The organism is Natronotalea proteinilytica, from assembly GCF_055379935.1.
Genome location: NZ_AP043947.1, coordinates 1,067,267 through 1,088,356, shown reverse-complemented (window position 1 = coordinate 1,088,356; position 21,090 = coordinate 1,067,267). Strand labels below are relative to the sequence as shown.

Annotated in this window: 15 protein-coding genes; 6 read left to right on the top strand and 9 right to left on the bottom strand. The window is 56.9% G+C overall.

The annotated features are described in order from the left end of the window. The first annotated feature begins 188 nt into the window (after nt 1-188). Nucleotides 189-2,402: a protein-disulfide reductase DsbD family protein gene (locus tag ACZ5AL_RS04520; RefSeq protein ID WP_464512464.1), complete on the top strand. Its 2,214-nt coding sequence runs from the start codon at nt 189-191 to the stop codon at nt 2,400-2,402. Nucleotides 2,403-2,659: 257 nt separating this feature from the next. Continuing rightward, nucleotides 2,660-3,289, top strand: a complete 630-nt coding sequence (locus ACZ5AL_RS04515; RefSeq protein ID WP_464512463.1) for a thioredoxin family protein — start codon at nt 2,660-2,662, stop codon at nt 3,287-3,289. A 103-nt stretch (nt 3,290-3,392) separates the two neighbouring features. Here the strand turns inward: ACZ5AL_RS04515 and ACZ5AL_RS04510 are convergent, their stop codons facing one another. From ACZ5AL_RS04510 to ACZ5AL_RS04500, 3 genes are all read right to left on the bottom strand, one after another. Further along, a complete protein-coding gene (locus ACZ5AL_RS04510) occupies nt 3,393-4,208 on the bottom strand; it encodes an SDR family oxidoreductase (RefSeq protein WP_464512462.1) in 816 nt (271 codons plus the stop codon). 49 nt (nt 4,209-4,257) lie between these two features. After that, the gene (locus tag ACZ5AL_RS04505) at nt 4,258-5,454 is read right to left on the bottom strand and encodes an amino acid ABC transporter substrate-binding protein (protein WP_464512461.1); all 1,197 of its coding nucleotides are present in this window, start codon (nt 5,452-5,454) and stop codon (nt 4,258-4,260) included. Nucleotides 5,455-5,867: 413 nt separating this feature from the next. Continuing rightward, complete coding sequence (locus ACZ5AL_RS04500) at nt 5,868-7,250, bottom strand: sigma-54-dependent transcriptional regulator (RefSeq protein WP_464512459.1); 1,383 nt, start codon at nt 7,248-7,250, stop codon at nt 5,868-5,870. Nucleotides 7,251-7,437: 187 nt separating this feature from the next. On the opposite strand from ACZ5AL_RS04500, the gene ACZ5AL_RS04495 reads away from it, so the two are divergent. Further along, on the top strand, nt 7,438-8,316 hold the full coding sequence (locus ACZ5AL_RS04495) for an ABC transporter substrate-binding protein (protein WP_464512458.1): 879 nt from the start codon (nt 7,438-7,440) through the stop codon (nt 8,314-8,316). A 9-nt stretch (nt 8,317-8,325) separates the two neighbouring features. Further along, complete coding sequence (locus ACZ5AL_RS04490) at nt 8,326-9,372, top strand: FecCD family ABC transporter permease (RefSeq protein ID WP_464512456.1); 1,047 nt, start codon at nt 8,326-8,328, stop codon at nt 9,370-9,372. 30 nt (nt 9,373-9,402) lie between these two features. Here the strand turns inward: ACZ5AL_RS04490 and ACZ5AL_RS04485 are convergent, their stop codons facing one another. From ACZ5AL_RS04485 to ACZ5AL_RS04470, 4 genes are all read right to left on the bottom strand, one after another. After that, the gene (locus ACZ5AL_RS04485) at nt 9,403-10,104 is read right to left on the bottom strand and encodes a CPBP family intramembrane glutamic endopeptidase (RefSeq protein WP_464512455.1); all 702 of its coding nucleotides are present in this window, start codon (nt 10,102-10,104) and stop codon (nt 9,403-9,405) included. A 230-nt stretch (nt 10,105-10,334) separates the two neighbouring features. Further along, entirely contained in the window at nt 10,335-11,264 is a 930-nt protein-coding gene (locus tag ACZ5AL_RS04480; protein ID WP_464512454.1) for a branched-chain amino acid transaminase, read from the bottom strand. An 82-nt stretch (nt 11,265-11,346) separates the two neighbouring features. Continuing rightward, nucleotides 11,347-12,069, bottom strand: coding sequence for a glycosyltransferase family 2 protein (locus ACZ5AL_RS04475; protein ID WP_464512452.1), 723 nt, complete (start codon nt 12,067-12,069; stop codon nt 11,347-11,349). Nucleotides 12,070-12,454: 385 nt separating this feature from the next. Continuing rightward, the gene (locus ACZ5AL_RS04470; protein ID WP_464512451.1) at nt 12,455-13,999 is read right to left on the bottom strand and encodes an AAA family ATPase; all 1,545 of its coding nucleotides are present in this window, start codon (nt 13,997-13,999) and stop codon (nt 12,455-12,457) included. Between the two features lie 286 nt (nt 14,000-14,285). Between ACZ5AL_RS04470 and ACZ5AL_RS04465 the strand changes: the two genes are divergently transcribed. Continuing rightward, entirely contained in the window at nt 14,286-14,735 is a 450-nt protein-coding gene (locus tag ACZ5AL_RS04465) for a hypothetical protein (RefSeq protein WP_464512450.1), read from the top strand. 280 nt (nt 14,736-15,015) lie between these two features. Here ACZ5AL_RS04465 and ACZ5AL_RS04460 read toward each other — a convergent pair whose 3' ends face one another. Then, nucleotides 15,016-16,383, bottom strand: coding sequence for a fasciclin domain-containing protein (locus ACZ5AL_RS04460; protein WP_464512448.1), 1,368 nt, complete (start codon nt 16,381-16,383; stop codon nt 15,016-15,018). Between the two features lie 616 nt (nt 16,384-16,999). Between ACZ5AL_RS04460 and ACZ5AL_RS04455 the strand changes: the two genes are divergently transcribed. Next, a complete protein-coding gene (locus ACZ5AL_RS04455; RefSeq protein WP_464512447.1) occupies nt 17,000-18,562 on the top strand; it encodes a Na+/H+ antiporter NhaC family protein in 1,563 nt (520 codons plus the stop codon). 148 nt (nt 18,563-18,710) lie between these two features. On the opposite strand, the gene ACZ5AL_RS04450 is transcribed toward ACZ5AL_RS04455, so the two are convergent. After that, complete coding sequence (locus ACZ5AL_RS04450; protein ID WP_464512446.1) at nt 18,711-20,675, bottom strand: fasciclin domain-containing protein; 1,965 nt, start codon at nt 20,673-20,675, stop codon at nt 18,711-18,713. Nucleotides 20,676-21,090: the final 415 nt, after the last annotated feature.

Here is a 21,090-nt window from a genome sequence, read left to right as displayed (position 1 = left end):
AACGTCGGGCAGTTTTGGGAAACCAATGACCACTCAAACATACATCCAGACGGCCAGAAATGCCAACGCTCAAGCTAGCCTGTAGTAACAATTATGGATATCCTTCACGGTGCGTAGCGAACCCGCGCATCGTCCTGTCGTTTTGAATATGCCTCGCGGGCTCTCTATTCACGTCGAGTACTCTGCCTATGAACTGCCTTCCTCAGCTTTCTTTTTGGAAAACAACGCGGCCTGTATGGATCGCCGCTTTGCTGCTCCTTGTGGGCAGCCTGCCACTCTTGGCACAACCAACCTCCGAAGAGAGCAATGAAACGAGCCCACACAGCGACGCCACGCTCGTGAGCGAAGTAGAGGCGATGGCTCCCGGCGAATCATTTACGGTCGCTCTCCACCTGGAGATGGACCCCGGCTGGCACAGCTACTGGAAAAACTCGGGCGATTCGGGACTCGCCACATCGATCAGTTGGGATCTGCCCGAAGGATTTACCGCGGGCGACATCCAGTGGCCCTATCCAGACCGTAAGCAGGAAGGGCCGCTCATGACCTACGGATATTCTGATGAGGTCATGCTTCTGGTCGACATCACCCCGCCTGCCGACCTAGAGGCTGGCACGGAAGTCACGATTGAAGGGCGCGCCGACTGGCTGATCTGCGAAGATGTTTGCCTATCCGCCTACGACGAGATCAGCACGACGCTACAGGTGGATGCGGAGGCGCCCGCGCTTAACGACACGTGGGCCGATGCGTTTGCTGAGACCCGAGCACAGCTTCCACAGCGCATAGATCAGGTGGAGGCGGCCGCGTATCACAGCGACGGCAGTTTCGTGCTGGAACTGACAGGCGCCGATCTCCCTCAGGACGACGTGCTGTTTTTTCCTGAGGAGAAGCGCACCATCTCGAATACAGCACCGCAGCCCGTCGTGCGCGATGACGATACCCTCTACCTGGCCCTGCAGGCGTCAGAGTATGCCGACGGCTCCACCGAGGCACTGCGTGGCGTGGTCGTTGCCCCCGAAGGATTTGCCTGGACCGACGACAGCCGCCACCGCGCGCTGGCTGTAGATGCAGCCGTTGAGGGCGAGTTCGAAGGCGACCTTGCGGCATTGCAAGAAGCCACATCATCGGGCGGCATGACGCTGTTCTGGGCGCTGGGCTTTGCCTTCATGGGCGGCCTCCTCTTAAACCTAATGCCCTGCGTCTTTCCGGTTATCTCGCTGAAGATTCTCGGGTTTGCCAAGAAAGCAGGCGAAACGCCCCGCATCATGCGTCGCCATGGCGGACTCTTCGCCCTCGGCGTGGTCGCTTCGTTCTGGGTGTTGGCTGGACTGCTTCTAGCACTGCGTGCAGCCGGCGAGTCGATCGGATGGGGCTTTCAGCTGCAGTCGCCCGGTTTTATTGCGCTCATGGCCCTACTTTTTGTAGGTATCGGACTAAACCTTGCCGGGCTCTTTGACGTGGGGCTCAAGCTCACGTCGGTTGGAAGCGAGGTAAAACAGAAGGCGTCCGGATACAGCGAGTCGTTTCTGACGGGCGTGCTGGCCACGATCGTAGCGACCCCCTGCACAGCGCCGTTCATGGGAGCCGCGCTCGGGTTCGCCATCACGCTCACCGCTCCTGAGGCGATGGGCATCTTCACTGCGCTGGGCCTGGGCATGGCGGCTCCGTACCTTGTGCTGTCTGCCTCGCCCAACATGCTGAAGCGCCTGCCGCGTCCCGGTCCGTGGATGGAGACGTTCAAGCAGGTGCTCGCCTTCCCGATGTTCGCCACCGCGCTGTGGCTCGTCTGGGTCTTCGGACAGCAGGTCAGCATCGACGGCGTCGCGCTGCTACTCGGCGGCTTCCTCTTGTTTGGCATCGCCGGCTGGGTCATTGGTCGCTGGCCCGCCTTTCAGGTGAGCGACCGTGCCTGGGCCATCTCGCGCACTGCTGCCGGACTCGTAGCCGCCGGGGCCATTGGTCTCTCGCTTATGGGCGCAAACGCATCAGCACCTGCCACCTCGGGCGACGCCCCAGATGCAACCTGGCAGTCCTTCTCCACCGAGCAGGTCGATGCCCTGCAGAGCGAGGGGGAACCCGTCTTTATCGACTTCACCGCCGCATGGTGCCTCACATGTCAGGTGAACAAACGTACGACCCTCGATACCCGTGCCGTGCAGGAAGCCTTCCAAGAGAAAGGCGTACACCTTATCCGGGCCGACTGGACCAACCACGATCCGGAAATCACGCAAGCCCTTGAGCAGTTTGACCGCAGCGGCGTACCGCTGTATGTGCTCTACCCCGGCGATGGCAGCGATCCTACGGTACTGCCTGAGGTACTCACCCCGGATATTGTACTGAGCGCCCTCGATGATCTTCCCGATGCCGATTCAGCCTCGCCTTCGTTCGTGATGCAGGAGGAGTAATTGTCTCTCACACGCAAGATCACACAACTAAACCTGACAGGCCTCGAAGACCTGTCAGGTTTTTTTATTGCTTCCATCGCTACACAGGGGCCTGCTGCTTCCGGATGTGGCTCGATAGCCGTTCATGCAGACGAGATTGCACGCGCCTATCCTGTCCCCATAGCGTGGAGTCCCGAAACGTCAGTGGATCTTGCGACGGTGTTTTTCGTGATACGATGTGTTGTTCACTCAGTCCTCAAAGACCTTCCCTGCTCATTATGCTTCATTCGTTTCGCAGTATCGCTGTAGCGCTTTCTGTTTTTGCCGTTGTTGCGCTCGCTTTCCATCCTATGTCGGTAAATGATCCTGAGGTGGGAGCCCCCGCTCCAAGCTTCACACTGACCGATACGAACGGCACGGACCACAGCCTGTCTGACTTTGAAGGCCAGTACGTGGTTCTTGAGTGGTTAAACTTTGACTGCCCGTTTGTTGCCAAGTTCTACAACAGCGGTAAGATGGCTGAGCTGCAGACGACCTATCGTGAACAGGGAGTCGTGTGGCTTTCTGTGGTATCGTCGGCTCCTGGCACGCAAGGCCACTTTCCGCCGGATGAGATGAACGCACGCAACGAGCAGGAGGGCGGCCAGCAAGATGCGATCCTGATGGACCCAGAGGGCACCGTGGGTCAGCAGTATGGCGCACAGACCACGCCTCACATGTACATTATCAACCCAGAAGGCGAGTTGATCTACAAAGGCGGTATCGACGATACCCCCTCTACCAATCCTGCTGATATTGAAGACGCCACCAACTACGTAGAATCGACGCTCGATGCGGCACTGCAGGGCGAAGCAGTCCCCACCCCCACGGCCCCGCCTTACGGATGCTCGGTGAAGTACGCCAGCTAAGAGACGCAACCACTGCCAAATTCTGCAATGCATCCACCTGACAGATCGATGACCTGTCAGGTTTTTGTTTGTCAGATGGGCGGGATGCGTGTCGTAGCAGATGTTACAACAGGTGCTGCGATCGCCCCCCATCCACCGGTAGCGCCGTGCCGGTGATGTAGCCGCCCCACTGGCTCGCGAGAAAGGCGACCGCCGCTGCGAACTCATCCGGGTGGCCCAGGCGGTCGAGAGCGTTGGCATCCGCCCACTCGGCTTCGATGGACTCGCGCGCCTGCCCCGTCTGCGCGGCTTTCGACTCGGCCAGTTCGTCGAGGCGGGCGGTCTTGGTGTAGCCGGGCAGCACGGTGTTGACGGTGATACCGGTCGGACCCAGCTCGGCAGCCAGGCTTTTGGCGTAGCCGAGCACGCCCGCACGGGCGGTATTCGAGAGCGCCAGCGTGGGAATGGGCTGCTTGGCGGATACGGAGGCGACGATCACAACGCGGGCCAGCGTCTCTGCAGCGGCATCTTTCAGGTGCGGCAGCGCGGTCTGGCACATCGAGATGGTGCTCTTTAGATTCAGGTCCAGCGCCTCCTGCCAGTCGTCGAGCGAGAAGCTGCTCGCTGTGCCCGATGGCGGACCGCCGGCGTTGGGCACCAGCACGTGCAGGGCCCCGAATCGCTCCACGGTAGACGTGATGGCTGTATCCACCGCCACCGGGTCGGTTACGTCGCAGACCATCGGATGCAGACGCGCCTCCGCATCCGGCTGCTCCATCCCCTCGGCAATGCAGGCCGCGGCGCCTTCGATGCGCTCCTGACTGCGAGAGCAGAGCGCCACCTGCATCCCTTCGTGGGCCAATCGTTCAGCCACAGCGTAGCCGAGTCCGGCACTGGCGCCGGCCACAAACGCGACGTGATCGGTGAGTCCAAGATTCATGGTGTGGATTCGTATGGTTTGAACAGAGAGACAGCAGGAACAGGAGGGCTTATCGGTCGCTCCAGGGCGGGGTGGGGAAGCGGGGCTCGGCCACGGCAACATCTTCGGGCCAGACCACCACGCGTGCGCCGTCTTGCCACTGGATGAACGTGCCCTCGTTGGCGGTCTGGTAGCCCCGCTCATCAACGGCATACGGACCAAACACGGTGGTTGTCTCCAGCGCAAGCAGGGCGTCGCGAACGGGATCCGCGTCCAGGGTGCCGGCGTTCTCAACGGCTTCGGCAAAGAGCTGGCAGCTGCCGTATCCTCCGGCGGCGTGAAAGCTTGGCGCGCGGTCGAACGCGGCTTCGTACGCATCCACAAATTCGTCTACACCGGGATAGGGAAGGCTGGGCTCCCAGGCGGAGAGGCCGTAGGCGTATTCGGCATCGCTGCCAAGGGCGCCCTGAAACTCATCGACCGCGCCAGAGGTGCCGAACATCTGCACATCCACTTCGGCATCGCGCATCTGCTCGACCATAGCAATGAAGTCGTCAAGGGGAGACGCAGCCATTGCGACCACCTCGGCATTGGCGGCCTCGATCTCGGCCAAGATGTCGGAGAAGTCCTCGGTGCCGGTAGGATAGGTGGCTTCGACGACCACCTCAAGCCCGGCTTCTTCAGCGAGTTGCACGGCCCCCTGTCCGGCTGCTTCCGGAAAGAGTTCGTCTTCGTGCACGACCGCGACACGGGTTAGCTCGCGCTCATCGGCGAGGTCGACGAGTCCGGCCAGAAACAGCTCGGCGGGCGGAAGCACCATGAACAGGTACTCGCGCCCCTGCTCCCAGATCGAGGAGGTCGCGGCCAGGGGCGACACATGCACCATCTGGTGTTCTTCCGTGACCGGCGCCACTGCTTCGGTGAGCGTCGACCCGTAGGGCCCCATGATGGCATCAACGTCGTCTTCGGTGATCAGCTGCTCGTACAGGCGCACTGCCGTATCGCTATCGGATTCATCGTCGTAAATCACGAACTCGACGGGACGTCCGAGCAGTCCGCCGTTGTCGTTGAGGTGGTCGGCGCAGAGCTGGTATCCATTGCGCGCTGCCGTACCCTGCGTGCTATAGGCACCGGACTCCGACATCGTGGCACCGATGCGTATGGGTTCTTCGTTCTCGGGGGCACACGCCGGTAGCAGAACGATAACTAGCAGGCTTAGAAACAGGCTTGGTATTCCGAGCACACCACGGTGAATACGCATAGGCATCTGTATTTGCAACGTGTTAGGAAGGTATTTGCGAATCGGTGTTGTTGTTCGTCCGTCGCGACGCAGAGGGGCCGAAGGTCATGCCGGTTGTACATCGCGACGAGGACACCCCTCTTCAAAAAACCTGTCATGGTGAGCACGCGACGGGCCCAGCCCGGAGCACGCCGAACCATCTCCTCGACGTTCAGCAGAGCTCTGGGCGATTGAACGGTCCTGCCCATTTAGAGAGATCTTTACTCACTGCGTTCGCCTGTTCCGGACGTGATCCGGGATCTTGCTGCGCTCGTGTCAGACTCCACGCCTCCTACACGGAGCCGCTCCGCTCAAGATGACAACATTAAAACGAGGCGCGTTGCAACCCGAAGCTTGACACATGACCAAGTACTCGTTATACCTGACTGTATACGTGAAAGTTACCGCTCCACCTGATCGTCGAGGTCGTAGCGCTTGCGCTTGTCCCAGAGCGTTTTTTTCGAGATGCCAAGCGACTCCGCAATGCTGGCGTAGCTGTCGTTGCGCGTTTGCAGCGTGCGTAGAATGTACGTCTTTTCGAGGTCCTCGATGGTACGTCCAAGCGGAAACTGGAAGGATCCAGCCGTGCCATGCACATCGCCAATTTGGCCGGGAGGGGCAAGGGTTAGATCGTCAACGCCGATCGTGTCGCCTTTTGCAAAAATCATAGCGCGCTCCAACACGTTGCGCAACTCGCGAACGTTGCCGGGCCACATGTGGTCGAGCATCTTCTCACGAGCGGCCTCGGTAAAGCCTTGCATGGATTTCTTGAGTTCGTTGTTGAACCGCTCGATGAGAGCATGCGCAATGAGCATCACATCCTCGCCCATGTGGCGCAACGCGGGCATCTTCACGTTCACCACGTTGATGCGGAAGAAAAGGTCTTTCCGAAACTCTTTCTCTTTGACACTGGATTCGAGGTTGGCGTTCGTCGCACACAGCACGCGCGTATTTACGGTTCGGTCTTCCACGCCACCAAGACGCCGAAAGGTGCGGCTCTCCAGAAACGAGAGCAGCTTCGCCTGCAGCGCAAGACTCATCGAGTCGATTTCATCGAGGAAGATCGTACCGCCATCGGCCACTTCAAACATGCCCGGCTTGGCGGTACGCGCATCAGTGAACGCCCCCTTCTCGTATCCAAAAAGCTCCGCCTCCAGCAAATTATCGGGAAGCGCCGCGCAGTTGATCTCGGTAAACGGCTTACGCGACCGTGCTGAATTGTAGTGCAAGGTCTGGGCTGCCAGATTCTTGCCCGTGCCGGTTTCGCCAGAGAACAGCACGGTCGTGTTGGAAGCGCCGGTTAGCGTCTGGATCGTCTCACGCACCTGCACAATCGGGTCGCTCTCGCCGAGGATGCCCGAAATCGGATACTCGGCCTGCTGCTTCTCCTTGATCTGGTCGAGTTCCTGCTGCGCCCCGTACAGCCGGATGGCCTTGTCGATGAGCGCCCGCATCTCTTCGAGGTTGACGGGCTTCTGCAGGTAATGAAAGGCCCCCTGACGCATCGCCTCAACGGCTGTCTGCACCGACGAGTGCGCCGTCATGATAATGACCGGAACGCTGGGCGCCTGATCATTGAGCGCATCCAACAGTTCAACCCCTGTCATCTGCGGCATCATCATGTCGGCCAGAATTACATCGGGCGGTTCCTCTTCATCAAGTACATCCAACATGCTGACCGGATTCACGAAGGCCTCTACTGTGTAGCCGTCGCGTTCCAACACATTGGTGAACAGGTTTCCTATCTTGGGTTCGTCATCAACAACAAAAATGCGTTTCTGCATGAGAAGCCTCCCAGCAAATGATAGATAAGACGTACGAACGATCCCACGGCGTACAGATGCGCGCTCTTCTATAGCGTTGCACGGGCGAAAACATTACCTTTGACTTGACAACTTGTTCATTGCAATGAGGAATTTTTTCCGATTACGCAGCTTTGCTTCGTATCTCCCTGTGCTCTTGCTCCTTACCTTGCCTATAGGGTTGGGTGGATGTGAAACGGAATCGGCAGATTCAACCGCTTTTTCCGATGACCTGGACCGCTCGGTACAGATAACCCCTCCGGCAGACCGGGTCATTCCACTGACCCCGAATCTGACTGAGCTCACCATAGCCGCAAGCGGGGCCGACCGCTTGGTGGCCGCCACCGTATCCGATGACTATCCGCCCGATGTTGTTGAGTCGCTGCCGCGCGTGCAAACACTCCCGATTGACTACGAGCAGATTGTAACTCACGAGCCCGACCTGGTGCTAGCCACCGACCAGGTGAACAGCCCCGACGATGCCGCTCCTCTAAAGGAAATGGGACTGCCCGTGTACTTCTTCTCATTTGCCACCGTAGACGACATCTTTGACGGCATCCGCACGTTGGGCACACTCTTCGAAACAGCTCCCACAGCCAATGCAACCGCCGACTCGCTCCGCACTGCACTCGACACGCTTCAAGCACGCACCGCATCGGAGACCCCCCCACGCGTGCTGGTCTTGGTGGGAGATGACACACTTTATGCATTCGGCGATGGCAGCTACGTCCACACGCTCATAGAAGCGGCCGGAGGCGAGAGCATCACCGATCATTTCGCCTCGGCAGCCCCTACACTGAACGAGGAGTTTGTACTGGAAGCGGCTCCGGATGTGATTATCGGTCTGTTTGGCGAAGACTACGATCCCGAAGAACTGCTTCGCCTTCATCCTACATGGGATGCCGTGCCTGCCGTGGCAAACGATCGCGTGTATTCCATTAACGCAGACCTCATTGCACGTCCCGGACCGCGCGTGGTTGAGGGGGCGTACCGAATAGCAGCGCTGCTTCATCCCTCACTCGACCTTCCTGATTCTTCTGCCGACTAACCGATCTGCATGCGTACCCTGCTGTTTCGTCTGGGCTTATTGGGCGGCACGCTGTTCACCATTGGAGCCGCGCTCTCGGTAGGCACTGCCTCTGTATCGTTTGCCGATGCCTATCACGTTGTGGCTTATCGCAGCGTGAACTGGATCCTGACAGATCCCCCTATGGCGGAGCCTTCGATGGTAGCCGACCGGGTTGTGTGGAGCCTGCGCCTGCCTCGTGTGCTGCTGGCATTGCTTGTCGGAGGTGGACTTAGCATCATCGGCGTAGCCATGCAAGCCCTGGTACGCAATCCGCTGGCTGAACCGTACATCCTGGGCATTTCAAGCGGGGCCTCGGCAGGCGCATCGCTGTTCTATCTTGGGTTCTTGCCGCCGCTCCTTGGACAGGCCCTTTCGATGCCGCTTGCTGCATTTCTGGGGGGGCTCCTCTCCATTACCATTGTGTATCTGGTTGCCTATACAGGAGCCCGGCTGAGCGTGGCGCGGCTGCTGCTGGCGGGCGTAGCTATGTCGGCGCTGATGGCCTCCATCACGTCGTTCATCACGTTCTCTTCGCCCGATCCGGGAAAGTTGCGCGCCGTGCTCTTTTGGCTGCTTGGGTCGTTAAGTGGCACGCAGTGGAGCGATTTGCTTTGGCCGCTGGTCACGACCACATTCGGCACGGTGCTCATGCTGGCGTTAGCACGTCCCCTTGATGCCATGCTTATCGGCGAAGAGTCGGCGTACCATCTCGGCATCCCCATTGAAGCACTGAAGCGACTGCTCATTGTGCTCGCGGCGCTGGTTACCGGTGCACTGGTGGCTGTGGCAGGGGCCATTGGATTTGTCGGGCTCATCATTCCCCATGCCGTTCGTCTTCTTGCAGGGGTGGCCCACCGGCGCGTCGTGCCGCTCTCGCTCATTGGCGGGGCGCTCTTTCTTGCCTGGGCCGACCTGGCCGCACGCACCATGCTCCCCGAACAGGAACTGCCTGTAGGCGTGCTCACTGCCATCTGTGGCGTGCCCTTTTTCCTGCTGTTGCTCCGCCGCGGCTCCTATGGGTTTGGAACGCCGTAGCCCGTTTCGGTTGCCACAACGCACACCTTCTCAAATAGCCGGACTGTAGAAGTACCAGCCGAGGCCGACTGTAAAGGCCAGAAGTCCCCACAACACGTGCTCCACGCTCACGGCAAACGTAGACTCCGAGCGTGCATAGGTGCGTGCAAACCAAAACCCGATGAGCGCTGTCACGATGGGGGCGGTCCAGTTGGCAAAAATAATGTGGGCAAAGCCAAAAGCCGTTCCACTCGCTGCAATTTTAGCACGCACGTGCCGAAATAGCGGGTCGTATCGATGGAACAGAAACGTGCGGAAGATGACTTCCTGCGGGTAGACCGAAAGCAGCGGGTACGTGAGCATCAGCAGCAGCCACGTGCGTGTATGCTCGCGGGGGAATGACCAGAGCAGGTCTGGCTGACGCCACGCAAACACAGCAATCATTCCTACCATGCCAAGGATGAACACCATCAACATCGGCCGGACTGTGCCCCGAATCGATCGGACATTCCACATGCGCTTCCGATCAAACGACGGATCCAGCATGAGTGCAAGTACACATCCCACAGCCAACACTACGAGAATAGGGACAACGCGCCCCCCCAACGCATAACGCTGCGTGTAGATGAGAAGGGGAAGCCCGGCAAATAGAACCACGAACTCCATAGCCAGATACACCCGGTAGCCAATGGAAATGCCTGATTTAGACGCTTGTGCCGTCAGATTTTCCCGAGGAGTAGCGCGTGGTAGCATTTTTTCATCTCACTTTGATTGATGACTAAACGGAAGCGTACAGCGCTTGAATTACTGTTTGACAAGATAGTGAACGAGTGGTCTTTATCCCTGCGTCAAACACGTGTGATCAACGCTCCCAACCCTTCATGCGTTCTCAACTTTTGGCGCATTGGGCCATAAAAAACGGCTCCCAGTGCACGGGCACCGGGAGCCGCTCGCAGCCCAAAGTAAGAAATCAAAGCAGGCTCTTAGGCCGTCACAGACTCGGGCACATCTACAAAGGTGAGCCAGTCATACGGATCGTTCCCCTCTTCAACAATGTCGAAGAATGCGTCTTGCAGTTCTTTCGTAATGGGCCCCCGCGACCCGGACCCTACAGTGTAGTGGTCTACGCTACGGATGGGCGTCACCTCGGCAGCGGTGCCTGTAAAGAAGAGCTCATCGGCAATGTAGAGGGCCTCACGCGGAATGGTTTTTTCTTCGACCGAGTAGCCCCGCTCACGCGCCAACTGAATAATAGCATCGCGGGTGATACCCGGCAAAATCGAAAGGCCAACCGGCGCCGTGTAGAGCTTGCCATCCTTCACAATGAAGAGGTTTTCGCCACTCCCTTCGGCCAAATAGCCGTTGGTGCTTAGCATAATGCCCTCCATCATGCCGTTTTTGATCGCGTCCATCTTGACGAGCGACGCGTTCAGGTAATTTCCTCCTGCTTTGGCCATCGCCGGAAGCGTGTTGGGGGCCATCCGATTCCAGCTTGCGACCTCTACATCAACGCCTTGCTCTAGCGCCTCTTCACCTAAATACTTTCCCCATTCCCACACAGCAACGACTGTTTCCACCGAGTTTTCGAGGGGGTTCACCCCCATGGGCCCCATGCCGCGAAACACAACCGGGCGGATGTAGCACTCAGCCAGTTCGCTTCGCTCGACGGTGTCGATAACCGCCTGATTCAACGTCTCCAAATCGTAAGGCACCTCCATACGATGGATCTTTGCCGAGTTCTGCAGGCGCTTCATGTGCTCTTCCAGACGGAAGATCGCCGACCCTTGCTCGGTCTCGTAGCACCGGATGCCTTCAAACACCGACGAGCCGTAGTGTACGACGTGAGAAAGTACGTGGATTTGCGCGTCTTCGTAAGGTACGAACGACCCGTTGAACCAAATGTCGTAATCCATGGGAATCAAGAGCGTGTATAGCAACAAGAATCGATATTAAAAACGGGACGACAGCGATTAAAGTTCAAGCCGATCCGGCGGATTACCGTTGAAAACTGGAAGCGCTTTTTGCAACATTCGAGGGGACACACGCATAGCGTGCGATCGTCCACAGAATTTTTGCGCTGGCGCGTAGCGTTCCTTGCAGCGTTCCCGTAATTTTGGATACGCCCACCCGGCGCCGATACGACACCGGTACCTCTTGGATCTGCAACCCGGCCTCTGCTGCCTTGATCTGCATTTCGATCGTCCACCCGAACGTACGATCTTGCATCTGCAGATACCGTAGCGCATCGTATCGGATCGCGCGAAACGGTCCCAGATCAGTGTATGAAACATCCCAAATCAGGCGCATCAGTGTACACGCCAGGCGATTGCCTATGCGCGCTTGAGGCAGCAACGCACCGGGCTCGGAATCGCCTCGGATGCGGGATCCGACAACAAAGTCGGCTTCGCCTCTCACAATCGGACGTACCAGCCGTGGCAGTTCATCGGGATGATCGCTGTAGTCGCCATCCAGAAACACGATGATCTCGGGCTGACGAGTCGCAGCATACGCCAGTCCACGCAAGCACGCCGCCCCATAGCCTGGTTCGGGTTCGCGCACAACGGTAGCTCCTGCTGCACGTGCATTGCGTTCGGTGGCATCCGTCGAGGCGTTGTTGACCACCACCACTTCATCCACCCAAGCATCGGGAATGTCGCCAATGACCTGACCAATGGCTTTCGCCTCATTAAACGCGGGAATGATGACAAGCGTGTTCATGCGGAGTAGCCCGTTGGCTTATCGATAACCAGCGCGAAAAACGAATCGTATTGCTCTGTCACACCTGAATGTTTGGGGACCAACATTGTCATCGCGAGGAGGGAGCTTGCGACCGACGTCGCGATCTCATTCTGTTGCTTGGGCGGGCTGCATCCGGTCTGATACCATGAGATTGCACCCCAGGAGCACTTCCTCTCTAGATCGGGGCGCGTCGCTCCGCTCGCAATGACAGGAGTGTGCGGTTTTCTCGGTACGTCAGGGAGCACATGTGTTACCCAAAGATTGACCTGTGACACAGTACTACGCGTTGCAGGTCGGTTTTGGATGGTGGCCGGGTCATCGAACCATACGTTGCGCACCTGTAGTCAACGTTTCACCAGATGCACTATCGGAAGCCCCCCTCATCGAAATCGCCTTCGTCAAAGTCGTCTTCATCGAAGCCATTGCCAAACGACGAAAACATCGAGCCCATCATATCGCTATACGACGACCCGTCGTCGTGCAGTTCTTTGCCCAGTAGCGAATTTTGGTGGAGCGCCTCCAGCACAACCTCCATCATCACAAAACGTTGCGCATCGGTCTGCGGACTCGTATGCGTGCTCACGAGTGCAGCCAATCCATCTACCGAATGCAGACGCTTTTGATAGACACTGTTCGATAGATCTTGGTTCAGAACCACGGTGTTGCCTTGCGTAAACCACTGCAGCACCTCATCGTAGGCATCGCGCCCCTTCTTTTTATTGCCCGGATCAGGGAAGTATTGCGTAAAGATGGTGCGGATGGCACGTCCGATCAGCGTGTATGCGACGTTCTCGGCTCCTTCTTGCTCGCCCTCATACACCAATTCCACCTTGCCCGTAACGGCAGGAGCAACAGAAAGAAGATCGCTTACGCGCACTGTCGTTTGCTCTTCGCCGTTCATCAGGGCGCGCCGTTCGGCGGCAGAAATGAGGATCTCCATAGCCGCTCGCGTTACCCGTACCGAGACGCCCGACTTCTGATCGATGTATTCGCTACCGCGCGCCTCAAAGGCAAGCTGTTCAATGATTTCGCGGAAGAGATACGGAACGTTTACGTCCACGCGATCACCGTGCTGATCTGAACGATCCTGCCAGGCTTCTTGCTCGGTGATCTGCATGCCCACTTCCACGCTTTTCGGATAGTGGGTGATGATCTGACTGTCAATCCGGTCTTTGAGCGGTGTAATCAGATTGCCCCGGCTGGTGTAGTCTTCGGGGTTAGCGGAGAAGACAAGCATCACATCCAGCGGAAACCGCACGTTGAACCCTCGGATCTGGATGTCTTGCTCCTCTAAAATGTTGAGCAGCCCCACCTGAATACGAGGCTGCAAATCCGGCAGTTCGTTGATCGCAAAGATCCCTCGATTTGTGCGAGGAATAATGCCGAAGTGAATCACCTCTTCGTCGGCATAGGTGAGGCGAAGGTTGGCGGCCTTAATCGGATCAATATCGCCAATCAGGTCGGCAATGGTTGTATCGGGGGTGGCCAACTTTTCGCCGTAGCGTGCCGAGCGAGGAAGCCATTCGACCGGCGCTTCGTCGCCATACTCGTCTACCAGCGCGCGCCCTTGCTTGGTGAGCGGCGCATAGGGGTGCTCGTTCAAAGGGGTATCCGCCAGAATTGGACTCCACTCGTTGAGAAGCCGTGGAAGCATACGGATGAGACGGCTCTTGGCTTGCCCACGCAGCCCCAACAGAATGATGTCGTGCTGGCTCAATATAGCGTTCTGCAGCTGCGGAATGACAGTCTGGTCGTATCCTACAACGCCGGGAAACACCGTTTCGCCGGTCTGCAGCTTCTTCATAAGGTTATGCCGCATCTCGGCCTTGACGGTCCGGCGCGTATATCCGGAGGCACGCAGAGCACCCAGTGTGCTGATGTCAGGAGGCGACGAGGAGACGGTTTCCATAGCAATGAGACACCGATGGGAAAAGAAAAGACCGAGGTGTATCACGCCAACTGCCAAGGGCTGTTCCTCTTACAACAGGGGCCTCTATCAACGATACGGTTCTTTTTTCACTCTTCTGTGATGGCCTTCCTACAAAGTTTGTGTAGAGGGCACCAACCTTATCGAACAGGCTGCGTGTGTACGATGGACGAAATCATTCTCTCATCATCGACCATTTATGCCCACACGTGTTATGGTGTTACGTTCTTCTGCTTCCGTCCAGCCATCGTCTGGTTTGGTTTGCTTTATGAGTCGTGTTGCCGCATTTTGTCTCGTAAGCGCCTTTTTGGTCGTCGCTACTGCTGATGCGCAACGCACGTCGGGGGCGCTTGGCATTGGCGGGCAAGTGGGCTCGCCCAGTGGCGTTACATTCAAGCTATATGATGAAGCCGGGCCTTCGTATGACTTTTTAGCGGCCTGGGACCTCGATGAGTTCTTTTTCTTCAACGCCCATGCACAGTTCAATCAGCGCATCCAGACGCAGAATGTATCGGGGCTGGAGTGGTTCTTTGGACCGGGTGCTTTCATCGGTGTACGCGACGATGATGCCGTCATTGGGATTAGCGGGCGCATTGGACTCAACTGGATGGCGAATGATCATGTCGAGTTCTTTGGCCACCTTACGCCCCGCTTGGATCTCATCCCAAGCACGGATGGAGACTTCGGGGGCGGGCTGGGGCTTCGTTATTATTTTTAGCAGGGTGGTGGTTACATTGTACATGATCGTTTCCTGACTTGAAGACGGCTCCACAGGTCATCCTGATGCCGATAAGCAGACGGATCTCAGCGCTAGCTGTTCATACCCAGGGCCGTGCACGTCGTGGTGTTCCCCGTGTGCCTGTACCGCCGTCCTCCGTCGGCTCGTGTTGAGATGCTTCACTGCGTTCAGCATGACCCATGAGAAACGCGAGGACAAACGCCTTTGGGGAGAATACCATTTAACGTTTTGCGACTCCCTTTAGCAGGGTGGTGCTACGTTACTGGGCCAACTGCAATTCGCCGCGCATGGCACCTGAATGGACCATACAGAAGTACTCTCCAAGTTCAGCGGCTAGCTCTTCGGTGAGGGTAAACGAAAAACCGCCCGAGCCATAGGTTTCGAGGTTTACGGCCTCATCATTGGCGAAAGCCCCTTCGCCGTCGTGCGTGAGCAATTCGGTGCCGTCGCCATCATCAATTGCGAAAGGGTGTGCTCCTCCGCTCACAATCGTAAAGGTGTAGCGTGTATCCACGTCGAGGATAATCGGCGCATTGTTTTCGTCAAGCTCCACTATATCGTCAGCGTCGGCTCCTTCGACTTCGGTGGCAAAATATGCGCTTGCCCCGTCATTATCGAGCGTGATGGCTACCTGCTCAGCCTCCTCTTCATCGTCGTCCTCTTCGGTGAAGCTGGGCGGCAGCAATAGGCCCTCAATCACGTGAAGGATGCCATTGGACGCAACGTAGTCAAGATTCTCTACGTCAAGTGTGGCCTGTCCCTCGTTGAACACTATCTCTTCTTCATCTAGAGTGATGGTCAACTCTTCTCCCTGAACGGTTTCAAAAGAGGGAGTGCCTTCTTCCTCAAGCAGCTCGAGCAGTGTTGACGAATTGGTAGGCTGGCCGCCAAGGACGTGGTATTGTAGGATCTGCTGAATCTCTTCTTCAGAGAAATCGCTTAAGTCGGCTTCCTCTAGAGTCGCATTGTTGGGGCCAAAAACCGTCCAGGTTCCAGCCTCTTCGAAAGCATCGCGCAGCTCAAAATCAACAACCGTACCGTACAACTCGGCAGTTTCGCTAACGAACCACGTCACATTCGCCAGGTCTTGGTTGCCAAGCAAGGGGCGGTCGATGACGTGGATGACGCCGTTTACCGCTTCTACATCTGTTTGGATCACTTCTGCTTCCTCGATGAAGACGCCGCTTTCGGTTACCTGCACAGTGAACTCATCGCCCGAGAGGGTCTCGACGGTTGCTTCGCCATTCTCAAGATCGGCAGTTAAAATCGCCTGGCTCGCAATGATGTGATAGCCCACCACAGATGAAAGGGCCTCATCTTGATCCAGAAGAACAGACGGATCAAGAAAAGAGAACGCCGTTTCGTCGGGCGCAAATACCGTAAACGTCTCGGTTGTATCGGACAGCGACGCATCGAACCCGACCTGTTGTAGTGCTTCAAACAAGGTTGCAAAGTTCTCATCTTCGCCAACCATCTCAGCAATCGTCTGCTCCACTTCCGAATCGTTGTCATTGCCCGGGTCTACCGGATCATCGCTGCCTCCATCGCATGCGCTTAACAGTGCAATGAGGATAACGGCAAGCACGAGCGCCAGCAGATGCGTGCCTCGTTGTGTGCAAGTAGGCATAAGGATGAGTTTGTCCCGTGGAAGTACATCACATCAAAAGGGTAGGCGCTGCCTAAAATGCTTTGCGCCTGCATGCAGGTGAGTAGCAGCCTACAGCGGTGTTGTTCTGTCCATCCTCCTTACGTGGCTTTTCTAAGTAGACCCACGAAAGAATCTTTCGATTATGTCATTGCGAGGAGCGTTAGCGACGTGGCAATCTTGTACCTTGCAAATGGGATAAATTCCTGCAAGTGACGCATGAGATCGCACCCCAGGAGTACTCGTTCGCTAGCGCTCACAGCGCCGCGTCGGTCGCAAGCTCCCTCCTCGCGATGACAAGGTGTAAATGTATTTTCGGCGACCTACTTAGTGCGCTACTGCGCTGTCGCCCCCCTGCCAAAACCTGTCATGGTGAGCACGTGACGGGCCCAGCCTGGACCATGCCGAACCATCTCATCGGCGTTCAGCAGGCTCTGGTGGGTAGAAGGTCCTGCCCATTTCGAGAGAGATCTTTAGTCACTGCGTTCACCTGTTCCACCTATCTGCGTGAGGGCCTGATGGCATGTCGCTGGAAAAACAGCGATCTATCCGCTATATAGAGGTGTCGCGTTTTGTTATCATACTGCCTCTTTTGTCTATGTCCACAAACGCCCCGCCCGATCAAACCGAATCCTCGTCGTCCCTGGCCAGCGTGCACTGGCTGTTTGTAGGGGTGGCGGTGCTCCTCATCGGAGGATCGATTGGCTTGAGCGGGCGCCTTCCCGAGATCGATGGCCATTATGGCTTTTGGTCGGTGCTGCCGCCGCTCATCGCTATCTTTCTGGCTTTCTACACGCGCGAGGTGGTGAGCGCGCTCTTCATTGGGGTGGCCGTAGGCGGCGTTATTGCCGGTGAGCTTAACATTGTGCAGGAGTTCCTCATTCCCGCCATTGGCACGGAAGACTTTGCACTTATCCTGCTGGTGTATTTGTGGGCACTGGGTGGCCTCATCGGGCTGTGGACCCGCACAGGCGGGGCCCTCCGCTTTGCACGATGGGCCAGTGGATTCATCGTACGTGGCCCGCGATCGGCTAAGTTTTTTGCCTGGATCATGGGGTTGGTTTTCCACCAGGGTGGCACTGTAAGTACGGTGCTCACCGGCGCCACCGTTCGCCCCGTAGCGGACAAGCACAACGTGTCGCACGAGGAGCTATCGTACATGGTGGACTCCACGGCCTCGCCAGCCGCCACGATCATTCCGTTTAACGTGTGGCCTATTTACGTGGGCGGACTTGTGGCCGGCACCATTCCGCTCATCGAGACCACCCAAGAGGGCGTTGCGTTTTTCTTTTCGTCGATCGGATACAACTTCTATGCGCTCTTCGCCATCCTCATTACGCTCTTGTTTGCGTGGGAGAAGCTGCCGTTTGTCCCGGGTAAGAAGATGCGTGCGGCCATTGATCGCGCACGCTCTACGGGGAAACTCGACCGCGACGACGCGACGCCGCTTGCTGCGGATGACCTGACGAATATGAAGGTGCCCGATTCGTATCGGCCTGGTCTAACGGACTTCTTTGGTCCGATTGGCGTGTTGCTGGGGGTGGCCATCATCCCGTACATGGTCACGTACTTCTATCTGGGCCGCACCGACGACCCCACATTGCTCATTGCAGAGGCCTTTGTGCTAGCCGTGCTGGTGGGCATGATCATCGCACTGGCCAAAGGGATGGAGTTGCAAGAGGCCATCGACGGCTTTGTGGACGGATGTCGGGGCGTTACGATCGGTGCGATTATTCTGGCGCTGGCCGTGACGCTCAAGGAAGTAGCCGATGCGGTGGGCACCGCTGACTATGTGGTAGCCACGGTGGGCGATGCGATCATCCCGGCGGTGCTTCCCGCTCTGCTGATGGGGCTGTGTCTGTTGATTGCGTTTTCGACAGGTACCTCGTGGGGGACCTACGCTGTGGTTTTCCCAGTTGCGATGCCGCTGGCCTGGGCCGTGGCGCCCGAGCCGTTCTTCATCACGCTGTGCTTTGCCGCTGTGGTGGGCGGCAGCGTGTTTGGCGACCAGTGCTCTCCGATTTCGGATACAACGATCCTCTCCTCGCTTGCCACCGGCACCGACCTGATGGATCACGTCTACACGCAATTTCCGCTCGCCATCCTGGCCGGCGGACTCGCCGCGGTGCTGTACACGCTGCTGGCGGTGTTTGCTGTGTGAGGCATCGTGATATGCAGAGGATGGTGTTCGTTGTAGCAAAGTATCGCTACACGCAGAAAGGGCCGCCTCCAACTAGAGGGAGGCGGCCCTTTCATGATACCTTATCAGACAGTGATGACAGATGCATATCACCAGCCATCAAGCGATGTTACGGAAGAATATTGGAAACGCGAGCAATGTAGTGCGTCGCATCGCCCAGATCTCGACTAGCCGGAAAAATATCTCCATCTGCGCTTACAGCAGTTGCTTGTGTAAAGCCACTGACATAGTCGTCTTGTCCAATCTCTCCAGTTAGCTCCGCAGTTGTAAACAGAAGAGTTATGGACTGGTCAGCCAGATTAATAGATGCCCATTCGTCGCCATCGGGAGCTTGGAAGGAGCCATTGTAAACTACCAGATACTCATCTGCTCCGGTGCTTGCGACTCGCAGATCCCGGAGATTATTTCCTTCATCGAAACTCAGGGGCGAATCACCGGCATACGGATCGATGAAGACATCAAGCGTAGCACTTCCAGCAGGATCTTGGACGCGAGCTATGACATCTTCAAAGCTTCCATCTCCAAATCCACCCGAGTAAAGATACAAGTTGCCATTTGAATCCGCCTCAAGTAGTCCATTGGCAAGGTCAAGATCTGGATCCGTCACAACCTCTGTGAGAGACTGGCCTTCTCCGGTATCAGATATCGAGAAAATACCATCACCTGGGGCGCCACGGAAGTCATTCCCATTCAGATACAACGTACCGTTGACAGGAGTAATTCCGGTCAGTCCTTCTTCAAAGGCAAGCACGGAAGTCGATCCGGAGCTATCGAGTTTATACACGGCTGTTGGCCATGAACTCTGCTCCGAAGTTTCATTGGAACGGAAAAGGAAGTAGACATTGTCGTTACCGTCGACCGTTACCCCTTCGCAGCGATCAATCGAATTATCTTCCTGATCAATGTCGGCATTCAGGTCACTAGCAGACCGCTCCTCGATCAGGCTACTCCCCGTCCATGTAAAGATGCCACCATCATTGCCATTGTAGAATGTAACGTCACCAGAGGACTGCGCAACTATGCACTGTACACCAGCACCGCTTCCAGCATCAAGGTCGGCTTCGCTAGCGAACAATTCAAACGAAGCTTCCGGATCTTCCTCAAAGCTCGGCGGAATAAGCACGCCGTCGATCAGGTGAAAGACGTTGGTGTAGTTGTCGGTGAAGCGGTCGGTGCCGCCTCCAACGATTATGGCTTGCCCGCCATTCAGGATGATGTCATCGCCTTCTTGGGTGAAGGTGATGGATTCCCCTTGGGCCGTTGGTACGGTTGCTTCGCCGCCGTTGGCATCGATCCGATCAACAAGGTCAGCCGCACTAATGGGGCCGTCTTCGCCTAGAGCCACGTGGTATTGTACCGCTTCAGCAAGCTCTTCGTCGCTCAAGTCGCCGGTGTCTGCTGCCTCAAACGCTTCGTTGATAGGAGCAAAGAGCGTCCAGTTTTCGGCGTTCTCAAACGCATCCACAAGCCCCGTATCACCAGCGGATCCGACGAGCGCCTGGGTGGAGGCCGTCAGGCTCACACGCTCCAGCAGCGAACGGTTCTCCAGGAGCAGTTCATCGACAACATGCAGCACGCCATTGGCAGCTTCATTGTCAGGGTCAACGACCTGCGCTTCGTTAATGAAGAGATCCCCATTGCGTGATTCTACCTGGAGGTCCTCGCCGAGTGCAGACGTGAGGGTGCCTTCGTCAATTTCCGAACTTAGCAGTCCACCGGGCACAACGTGGTACTGCACAATATCGGCCAGCAACGCTTCGTTCTCGGGAGCGAGCGCAGCACTCAGTTCAATATCGGCAAACGCTCCATTATTGGGAGCAAATACCGTAATGTCGGCATCGGGGTCGGCCGTCAGATCCAGTTGTCCGGACTCTTCAACAGCCGTAAAAAGCGTTTCCAAGTCTGGGTTTTCCTCCAGTAGATCCGCGATCAGAGCAAGCTCATCGCCATTATCATCGTCTCCATTATCGGAAACTGGATCATCGTCGCTATCGCATGCAGCAAGGGAAACCACTAGCGCAAAGGCCAGCAGTAGCGTTCCTGCCCACGATCCGTATCGTTTAGCGTGTAACATAGGTTGGGTCGGGGTTATATCAAAGGATGTAGCGAGTCGCAACACAGATGAGAAGCGTGACGCTGCTCTGCATACCTGCCGAAACGGGCGTGTACGCAGAGCACCGCCGGTCCCCACCTTTGGTTCGAAACGTAGTGCACACAGCAGCGCAATTCAAGCGCCACACAATACCGTAACGCAGTTTTTGCAGGAAATCAGTGCACCCATCAAGAGGGGCTTCACTCGCTGCTGCATGCTCTATATACGCTCTGCCAAGAACAGAGCGGGTTTTTGTTCCACCCGGCCTCTCTCATCACGCCAAAAGTGGATAGTGGCAACACGTTAAGTAGATCAGCAAAAATACATTTACCCCTTTTCATCGCGAGGAGGAAGCCTGCAACTGACGCGGCGCTGTGAGCGCTAGCGAACGAGTACT